General features: G+C 62.7%; 4 protein-coding genes and 6 pseudogenes. 4 read left to right on the plus strand and 6 right to left on the minus strand.

Annotated features, from left to right (window positions below; all coding sequences use genetic code 11):
• The 4 genes and pseudogenes from HLH48_RS23040 to HLH48_RS22080 form a co-directional block, all read left to right on the plus strand.
• Positions 1 to 184 (plus strand): hypothetical protein (locus HLH48_RS23040; protein ID WP_220795269.1); only part of this gene is annotated, 184 nt, incomplete at its 5' end.
• A 486-nt stretch (positions 185 to 670) separates the two neighbouring features.
• A pseudogene (istA, locus tag HLH48_RS23445) lies at positions 671 to 1,714 on the plus strand (IS21 family transposase); the annotation flags it as partial.
• 16 nt (positions 1,715 to 1,730) lie between these two features.
• Positions 1,731 to 2,036: pseudogene (locus HLH48_RS23045) on the plus strand (ATP-binding protein); the annotation flags it as partial.
• A 145-nt stretch (positions 2,037 to 2,181) separates the two neighbouring features.
• Positions 2,182 to 2,559, plus strand: a pseudogene (locus tag HLH48_RS22080) (DDE-type integrase/transposase/recombinase); the annotation flags it as partial.
• Positions 2,560 to 2,631: 72 nt separating this feature from the next.
• Here HLH48_RS22080 and HLH48_RS22085 read toward each other — a convergent pair.
• The 6 genes and pseudogenes from HLH48_RS22085 to HLH48_RS22110 all read right to left on the minus strand — a co-directional run.
• Positions 2,632 to 4,101, minus strand: a complete 1,470-nt coding sequence (locus HLH48_RS22085; protein ID WP_182999618.1) for a catalase — start codon at positions 4,099 to 4,101, stop codon at positions 2,632 to 2,634.
• Positions 4,102 to 4,527: 426 nt separating this feature from the next.
• Positions 4,528 to 4,677: pseudogene (locus HLH48_RS23450) on the minus strand (IS256 family transposase); the annotation flags it as partial.
• Between the two features lie 529 nt (positions 4,678 to 5,206).
• Positions 5,207 to 6,355 (minus strand): annotated as a pseudogene (locus HLH48_RS23455) (recombinase family protein); the annotation flags it as partial.
• Between the two features lie 235 nt (positions 6,356 to 6,590).
• A complete protein-coding gene (locus tag HLH48_RS22100) occupies positions 6,591 to 7,370 on the minus strand; it encodes an alpha/beta hydrolase (protein WP_182999619.1) in 780 nt (259 codons plus the stop codon).
• Positions 7,371 to 7,434: 64 nt separating this feature from the next.
• Positions 7,435 to 8,337 carry a VOC family protein gene (locus HLH48_RS22105; RefSeq protein WP_182999620.1) on the minus strand — a complete coding sequence of 301 codons (903 nt, stop codon included), beginning with the start codon at positions 8,335 to 8,337 and terminating at the stop codon, positions 7,435 to 7,437.
• A 94-nt stretch (positions 8,338 to 8,431) separates the two neighbouring features.
• Positions 8,432 to 9,217 (minus strand): annotated as a pseudogene (locus tag HLH48_RS22110) (LysR family transcriptional regulator); the annotation flags it as partial.
• Between the last annotated feature and the right edge of the window lie 386 nt (positions 9,218 to 9,603).

The following is a 9,603-nucleotide window of genomic DNA, read 5'->3' on the forward strand; positions in this document are numbered from 1 at the left end:
CGGCGTGATCGGAGAAACGGATGGTTTTGACACCCAATTCGTAAACCCAATCAAAAGCTTAGGCGATACCCGCCGCCCAATCTCGACCAACCCCGTGAATAAGATGGGCTACAGGCGCGGCGTCGCGCCAGTAGTCGTTAAACAGGCTCAGACCATGGATCCGAAACGCGGAGTGAAAAAATGAGCCCGTAGTGAAGCAGCCCTTGACGTGAGACTCCTCATGTGAGGGCGGCCAGCCTCCATGGCCGCGATCTTTTCACGCAGCAGTTCACGCTCGATCATGACCTCGCCGAGCTTTGCCTTGAGGCGATCGTTGTTGAATGCCAGTGAGAACTGACCCGGGGTTGCCATTTGGAATTGACCCGGGTTTCATGGATGTGAGCGGGGTTTTTGTGTCCCGTCAAACGGGTTCTGGTTTCCTTTCGTTTTTAGTCTGTGTTGCGGAGCTGTTCCTGAAGCGGAAACTGTCGTTGCGTAATCCGGTCGATTGCGATCACTGATTCCACGGGATCGCGATCATCCATTCCACAGGATCCTGATCATGGATTCCGGTGATCACGATCACCGGAATGGTGAACTGAGTGAACGTTGGCGACTGGCAGTCTTCAACCAGAGGTAGTCTTGCCACTTTGCAAAGAGCGAGGGGCGGATGCCGGGCGAGAGAGTGCCAATGCGTAAGATCAGGGATGTTTTAAGGCTGCGGCTGGGGAACGGATTGTCCCAGCGGGCGATCGGGCGGAGCCTTGGGCTCAGCCAGCCAGTGGTCAGTGATTACCTTTTCCGGGCGAGGCGAGCGGGCCTTGGGTGGCCGCTGCCGGATGAAGTGGACGACACGGAACTGGAGCGGCGTCTGTATCCGCCGCTGTCGGGCTTGCCCTCGTCGGAGCGACCGGCGCCGGACTGGACGTGCGTGCACCGGGAATTGCGGCGCCCCAACGTGACGCTGGCGCTGTTGTGGGAGGAATATCGCACCGGGGCGCCGGACGGGTTTGGATATTCGTGGTTTTGCGAGAGCTACCGTGCCTGGGCGAACCGTCTGAACCCCACGCTGCGCCAGGTGCATCGGGCGGGCGAGCGGCTGTTCGTTGATTTCGCCGGCAGCACGGTCGGCGTCACGGATGGGGCGACCGGCAAGGAACGACCGGCACAGATCTTCGTGGCGGTGCTGGGCGCATCGAGTTTCACCTACGCGCGGGCGGTCTGGAGTCAGACGGTGCCGGACTGGATCCGCTGTCACGTGGAGGCACTGGCCTGGTTCGGTGGCGTGCCACAGCTGCTGGTCAGCGACAACCTCAAGGCCGGCGTGATCCGTGCCTGCTTCCATGAGCCGTCGGTGAACCGCACCTATGCGGAGATGGCGATGCATTACGGCAGCGCGATCCTGCCTGCCCGGCCTTACAAGCCACGCGACAAGGCCAAGGTCGAGGTGGGGGTACAAGTGGTGCAGCGCTGGATCCTGGCGCGCCTGCGCAACCAGCGGTTTTTTTCTCTGGCCGAATTGAACGCGGCGATCGCCGTGTTGCTGGACCGGTTGAACGACCGGATCATGCGCGGTCTGGGGACGACGCGGCGCGCCCTGTTCGAGCAGTTTGACCGGCCTGCGCTGCTGCCGCTCCCGGCGACACGCTACGTCTATGCCGAATGGCGCCGCGTCCGGGCCGGTCTTGATTACCATGTCCAGCTCGACGGGCATGTCTATTCCGTGCCCTACGCGCTGGCGCGCCAGGCCACGCCTGATGAGCGCGCTGGAGAAGATCCGGCTGCTGATCATCGACGACTGGGGGCCAGAGCCGCTGACCGCCGAGCAACGGCGCGATCTCCTGGAGATCGTCGACGACCGCGACAACCGGGGCTCGCTGCTGATCACCAGCCAGTTGCCCGTCAATCGCTGGCACGACGTCATCGGCGACATGACGCTCGGGGATGCCATCATCGACCGGATCGTCCATCGGGCCCATCGCCTCGACCTCAAAGGGGCGAGCCTGCGCAAACGGCAGGCGATCACCGATGGCTTGACTAAACCGCAGGAAGAATGACACCACTACAACCGTCAGTCGTGGCGATTTACTTACGTCCACCATGCTGGCGGCGCCTCATGAGGCGCCGCCAGCATGGTGATCACGATCACCGGAATGGGTGATCACGATCGAGCGGAATCACTGATCACCATCCGTGGAATACGCACGGCGGAACACGAAGGCCGCCAGACGCCTGCTGACCCGGCTTCTGCGTCAGCAGGGAGCACGCCCCAAACGTATGGTCACGGACAAGCTGGGCTCCTGTGGCGCGGCCAGGCGGAAACTGAAATCCTCGATCCGGCATCTGTCCCACAAGGGGCTCAACAACCGGGCGGAGAACAGCCATCTGCCGCTGCGAAAACGCGAACGCATCATGCAAAAATTCCGCTCTCCCGGCGGCTGTCAGCGCTTCGTGTCTGTCTTCTCCGCCGTTCGTAATCTCTTCGTCCCACCCCGATCCATCGACAACGCCGTCTCCCGCCACGTCCATCGTGTTCGGGCACTTGCCTACTGGAACAGCGCGACCACTCTCACTGCCTGAAATCCGCAGAACACGCCGTTGCATGCTTGATCTCAGTTAACGTGACAGCTCCCCTACAAGCTCTAACAGAGCCTAATCTACTGCGCGTTCAGCGAGCACACCTTCCTTTACCCGTGCTCCGATCGTCGCATCAACGTTCGACCAGTACTCAAACACCCTCGACAGGACAGGCTCTTCAACGCCCTGCAATACGTGCCCGACGATATTGTTCACCAGCCGGTCACGCGCCGCGTCGTCCATAACGCGATTGACCAGCGCATTGGCCTGTTTGAAATCGTCATCGTCAGGACGAAGCGCGTACGCCGCCCGCATGAATTCGCCGTCCGCCGCCCACACCGCATTCTCCGGGAAACGCTGCCCGTCAGCTGCCGGGCCACCTTTGGAGTTCGGTACATATGCCGGATCGTGCGCCTCACGCATCCGCATGGCGCCTCCCTTGGTGTAGCCATGAACCGGGCATTTCGGCGCATTGACCGGGATCTGCTTGTAGTTCACCCCGAGCCGTGCCCGGTGAGCATCCGCATAGGCAAACGAACGCCCCAGCAGCATCTTGTCGGGTGACAGACCTGTTCCCGGCACGAAATTGTTGGGCTCGAACGCAACCTGCTCGATCTGGGAGTGGAAATCCGTCGGGTTGCGGTCGAGTGTCAGCTTGCCGACCTCGATCAGCGGATATTCGCCCTGCGGCCAAACCTTGGTCAGATCGAATGGGTTGATATGATAGGTCTTAGCATCCTCATACGGCATGATCTGCATCTTGAGCGTCCAGCTCGGATGCTCGCCACGTTTGATCGCCATATAGAGATCGCGCCGGTGATAATCGGCATCTGCGCCCGCAAGCTGACCCGCCTGCTCCTGAGTCAGACACTTGATGCCCTGATCGGTCTTGAAATGATACTTCACCCAGAACCGCTCTCCGGCCGCATTCACCCACATATAGGTATGGCTGGAGAAGCCATCCATATGACGCCAGCTTGCGGGAATCCCGCGATCGCCCATCAGCCACGTCACCTGATGCGCGGTCTCCGGACTCAGCGTCCAGAAATCCCACTGCATGTCGTTGTCGCGCAGGCCATTATCGATACGACGTTTCTGCGAATGGATGAAATGCTGGAACTTCAGTGGATCGCGCACGAAAAAGACCGGCGTGTTGTTGCCGACCATGTCGAAATTGCCCTCATCCGTATAGAACCTCAGGGCAAATCCACGCGGGTCGCGCCACGTATCCGGGCTTCCAGCCTCACCGGCAACCGTCGAGAACCGCGCCACTACTTCGGTCACTGCACCGGGCTGAAGGAACGTCGCCGAAGTATAAAGGCTGACATCGTGCGTAACTACAAATCGACCGAACGCACCGCTGCCTTTGGCATGCGGCTGGCGATCGGGGATCATCTCGCGATTGAACGCCGCCATCTGTTCGATCAGGTAATGATCGTGCAACACGATTGGACCGTCCGCACCAACCGTCAACGAATTTTCATCACTCGAGACGGGAATGCCAGATTCCGTCGTATGAAATGTCTTCATCTGCTCAGTCGTCATTAAAGTTGCCTTCAAGCAGTTATCATAAATATGAGTCTGCGCTGACGCTCAACTCCCAAACGCCTCGGCACGATCTTTCCGCGCAAAGCGGCATCCGGCAGGCGTCAAAACCTTACGCACAGCAAGGAGGGAAAGTTTCAACGGCTCTGAATGAACACGGTGCTGAAGCTTCTATATCGTCAAGCGGAGTTGTCACGTTAACTGAGATTGAGCGGAGCTGTCACGTTAACTGAGATCAAGCATGCAACGGCGTGTTCTGCGGATTTCAGGCAGTGAGAGTGGTCGCGCTGTTCCAGTAGGCAAGTGCCCGAACACGATGGACGTGGCGGGAGACGGCGTTGTCGATGGATCGGGGTGGGACGAAGAATTACGAGGTCGTGTCCGTCAACGTGGTGGAAAATGGGTTGTAGCTGAGGCGGCACGGGATCATGCGGCCTCGGTGGAAATCTGTGCTGGCTGAGCATCGATGGCGGGGCTCATGAGAGCTGCCATCGGCTCGGTCTGCATGTATCGGATCTGGATCTGCCATTCGTCGTTGGCTTCCAACAGTACGGCGCCGATCAGGCGGATGATAGCTCCGCCCACAATATTGCCGATTAGCGAGCGCATCTCTGCCCTGGCTGAAGCCTGACCCGCCATTGCCGTCCGGTGGTGTTGACATCCCTGGAACGCGGAACACCACCTCGACGTGGTCATGATCGATCTCGATCCGTCGCACGAGGGCACGGATAATGTCGCGGTGTCCATGCCAGTCCAGATGGTCCAGGCCGGAGCGTACTCGTCCTGCAAACTCGGCTAATCGTCCCATCACCAACTGGAGGCTACGCTCGGCTTCGCCCGCCGCCGTGGCGATATCCCGTTCTGCTTGCAGCCGGGCCAAACGCTGTTTGAGCCCAGCCAAACGCGGCTTGAACTCGTCTGCTTCGATGACTTCCTCGGCGTAGCTGTCAATCAGCCGGTCGATCCCGCGACGCAGTCGGGCCATCTGCCGATTCATGGCCTCAAGCTTTCCGTCCGCCTTGCCGTCTTTAGCCACTGCGATACGCCGCTCGTGCTCCTCTGCGACACGCTGAGGATTGTCCAGCACCGTCTCGACCTGATGCCATATGGCTGCTTCCAGCTTATCGGAACGCACCGAGCGATTATGGCAAATCGCCTGGCCGCCGAATTTATGAGCGTCCGTGCCGGTGCAGCGATAGTAGCCGTAATTGGCTGGCTGACAGCCGCCAATCGTGCCGCGCGCCATCTTGCCATAGAACGCATACCCACATTGGCGGCAGACCACGAGGCCCTGGAGCAGCCAGCCCGGTCGACAACGCCCATCGCGCTTACGCTTTCGGTTCTCGTCCAACTGTCCCTGCACCGTCTCGAATATGTCGGGATCGACGATCGTGGGGACAGGGATGGTGATCCACTCTTCGCGGGGAACCGCGGCATGTGCGCTCTGTCCGTAGCGAGGGGACTGGGCACGGCCAAGGATAGGACGCAGGCGTGTTCCAACGGACGCGATCGACCGAGTGCGACCAAACATGGCGGTCCCGCGATATGCAGGATTGCGCAGCATTCCATTGATGGTGGTCGGATCCCAATGTTCCAGCCCGGTTCGGGTCACACGGCCAATCTCCTCCAACCGGCGGCAAGCCTCGCGCAAGCTGATCCGCTCAATGCCGATCCAGGTAAACAGCTGCTGAACGACCAACGCTTCGTCCTCGACAACTTCGAAGTGGGCGTTGCCTCCGCCAGCATGCCGGTCGACGTAGCGGTAGCCGAACGGCGCGCTGCACATCGCGCTGACAGCGCCGGAACGGGCGGCATGGCGTCGCCCACGCCGGCTTCTCTCCAGGATGCGGGCGCGTTCATATTCGGAGATCACGCCCTGGACCTGCAACAGCAGGTCGTCCTCGGCAGAGCCACCAATCGGCCGGTTGAGGAACACAACGTCAACACCAGCCCGGCGAAATTCTTCGATCAGCAATACTTGATAGGCATACCGCCGGGCCAACCGATCAGGTGCATGCACATAGAGCCGATCGATTTCGCCGCTCGCCACGGCATCGCGCAAGCGCTCCAGCGCTGGGCGCGCCAGGTTGGCGCCACTTCGGCCCTCGTCGACATAGGCATGCTGCGGCTCGATCACGACGGCGTCGGTACAGGCCCGTTCGTGCAACGCTGCAAGCTGGCTTGCGATCGTGTTGCCGCGTGCCTGAGCGTCAGTCGACACGCGCGCATAAAGTCCAACTGTGATGCTACCCACGTTCAATCCTCCGCATCGCTGATGATGTGTCTGCGGGATCGAGCGAAGGCTGGCTGACAGCCGCCTGTCGCGTCTGACGGCGTGGGATTGGAACCAGCCGCTCGTAGGCGTCGGCCAGGCACTGCGATGCTATCCGACTTGTCTCGAACGCGATCCGCACTTCCAGCTCCGTCGCCTTGCGCCGGCCCATGGACATCCTCCAGGGCCCGTGCAGGCGCGCAGCGACGCGGCTCCGTCAGCAGGCCAATCCGAAAACCTTCGCCATATCGTGCGTGCAGAGAATCACGTCGCAGCAACACTTTCCACTGAAAAGTTGCAATATTGTGGGCGGAGCTATGGCGGCATCGTTGGGGAAGATGCCCACGACGTCGGCGCGGCGCTTGGCCATGCTGATGATGCGCGCGGTCGATGATCCACCAAGCCAGCGCGCGGCGCTGGTCAGGTCGTCATCGACGAGGCCATGCCCCGCATCGTGCACACGGTTCTCGATCTCGGCTCCGGTGTTTCGCAGGGATCGCTCGAGCGCCGTGCGCCACGCGAGCGGGACGATCGGATCCTGCGCGCCCGACAACATCAGCACGCGCGTTCCGGCCAGATCGGGCGCGGGCGGGGTGGCGAGCGGCGCCATCGCGCGCATTAGCACCGCGCCCGAGAGCAGGCCGGGATGCAGCAAGAGCAGCGCGGCCGCAATGTTCGCGCCGTTGGAATATCCTAGCGCCGTGAAGCGCTCACCCGGATGGGTGCGGCGCCATTCGGTAACGAAGGCCGCAAGATCGTCGGCGCGGGTCATGAGATCTGCCTCATCGAACACGCCTTCCGAGAGGCGGCGGAAGAAGCGCGGCATCCCGCGCTCCAGAACCTGCCCCCGCAGCGAGAGGATCTCCGACCCAGGCGAGACCCGCCGGGCGAGCGGGACCAGATCGCGCTCGTCGCCCCCCGTCCCGTGCAGGAGAAGCAGCGGCGGCGCGCCGGGCCTTGCGCCGGGTTCCGCGTAATGAATGCATGTCTGGGTCATGATCCGCCCCTCCCTGAGGCGCATGGTCTGGTCATCTGCCGGACGCGACGCCCGGCAGATATGATCACGCCAGTTCCGGCAGGACGCGGGTGATCTCCACGCGGTGCCGCTCCAGTGTGGGGGGCAGTTTCAGGGCCTCCCCAAGCGACGCCCGTGGCTCGTCCACATCGAAGCCCGGTGCGTCAGTCGCGATCTCGAACAGGACGCCGCCCGGCTCCCGGAAATAGACGGAGCGGAAATACTGCCGGTCGCGCTGCTCGGTCGTCGCGATCCCGTGACGCTCGCGCAGCACCGACGCCATCCGCGCCTGATCCGTATCGTCCGCCGCCCGGAAGGCAACGTGATGGACCGAGCCACGCCCGAGCCGCGCGGGGCCACCGCGCGCCTGTTCCAGATCGACGTGGGACGCTCCTGAGACGAGGCGCGTGACGTCGCCCTCCACCCCAGCCGTCTCGTAGCCGAACACGTCTGTCAGGATCGTGGCGGTAGCCTCGGTCGCGCCGAGTGTCAGACGCACGCCGACGATCGTCCTGATCGCGACCTCGACGGGGATGTCCGATGTCGTCCACGGCTCATCCGTAATAGTCTCCGTCTCGACGAGGGCGAAGCGCATCCCGTCCGGGTCACGGAAGCGCAGGATCGGCGCGCCGAATGACATCGTCTCTTCGAGACCGGCGACGTCATGGGCGGCGAGGCGCTCGCGCCACCAGCCGAAAGCGCCCTCGGGGATGCCGAGATGGGTCTCGCCGACCTCGCCCAGGCCGGCACGTCCGGCGGCGGCGTTCTCCCACGGGAAATAGGTCAGGATCGTGCCGGGGGTGCCGAGCGTGTCGCCGTAATAAAGGTGATAGGTGCCCGGATCGTCGAAATTGACAGTCTTCTTGACGAGGCGCTGGCCAAGGACGTCGGTGTAGAACGCCACGTTGCCGCGCGCGGCGCCGGACATTGCGGTGACGTGACCCTTCATGCGCGAGACCGGCGATCAGCGCCCGTTCGGCCTGGAGGCGCTCGGCGAGGATTTCTATCGTGGCACGTATGCGCGGTACATGGCGCATCTCCCTGTGGGTCAGCAGCCAGAGATCGGTCGCAAGCGTGTCCACCGGCGGTGCGAGGCGATGCAGCCCCGGTGTCCGCTCGCCCACGAAACACGGAAGATAGCCGCAGCCCATGCCGGAGGCGATCGCCTGCGCCAGACCCATCACCGTATCCACGCGGGCGGCGATGCGCGCGACCGGCACCGTCGCGGCCACATGGCGCCCGACCGACATCGCCGCCATTCGCTCGCCGGGCGCAACGAACGGGCCGCCTGCAAGGTCGTCGCCCGTCAGGCCGTAGAGCGCCCAGGCGATGGGGGCGATTCGTCTGCCCACAAGTGTATCGGCCGGGGCGTCGGTTGCACGCACCGCGATGTCGGCGTCACGACGCGAGAGGTTGGCTTCGGCGTTGTCGATGGCTATGTCGAGCCGTATGCCGGGCAGCGCCGCGCGGCAGGAGGCGAGCGCGGGCATGACGAGCCTGGCGAGAAGCGCATCGCTCGTCGCCAGCCGCACTTCGCCCGCCGGCTTCATGTCCTGCCCGGCCAGCGTGAGGGCAAGCGCGTCGAGATCCTGCGCCATCCGCCCGGCCAGCGCTACGATCGCCTCTCCCGAGGGCGTGGGGACGTAGCCATCGCGATGGCGCTCGAAGACGGGCCGTCCGGTGCGGGCCTCGAACTGTTCGAGCCTGCGGAACACGGTCGAGTGGTTCATGCCGAGCCGGAATGCGGCAGCGGGCAGGCTCCCCTCGCGCGCGATGGCATCGAGCAAGCGCAGATCGTCCCAGTTCGCGATCCGGTCCGTCACGTTCATCGCCCATTCTCCTGCCTTCGACCACCGCAAGCGCGGGATTGCATGAATGCAATATGGTTGTTCTGGAAATAGCAAGGGGATTGCATATTTTCATGATCACACCGGGACGATAGGCCCCGGCAACGGAGTTTCCGTCCATGAACACCCACACGATCCATCCCTGCCATGAACGATAAACCGGCGCCGTTCCACAGCTATACCCCGAGGGAGGGGCATCGTCTCGCCCACGATCCGTTCAACGCAATCGTCGGTCCCCGCCCCGTGGGGTGGATCGGCGTAACTGCTCACGGGGCTGGCTTTTTTGGTGCTGATCAGGCGACGACGAACGTTCCATCGACGAGACTTCGGATTGCACTGAGGGCGGTTTGGCCTGAGATGCGGGCGGT

Source organism: Gluconacetobacter sacchari, assembly GCF_014174255.1.
GTDB lineage: Bacteria > Pseudomonadota > Alphaproteobacteria > Acetobacterales > Acetobacteraceae > Gluconacetobacter > Gluconacetobacter sacchari.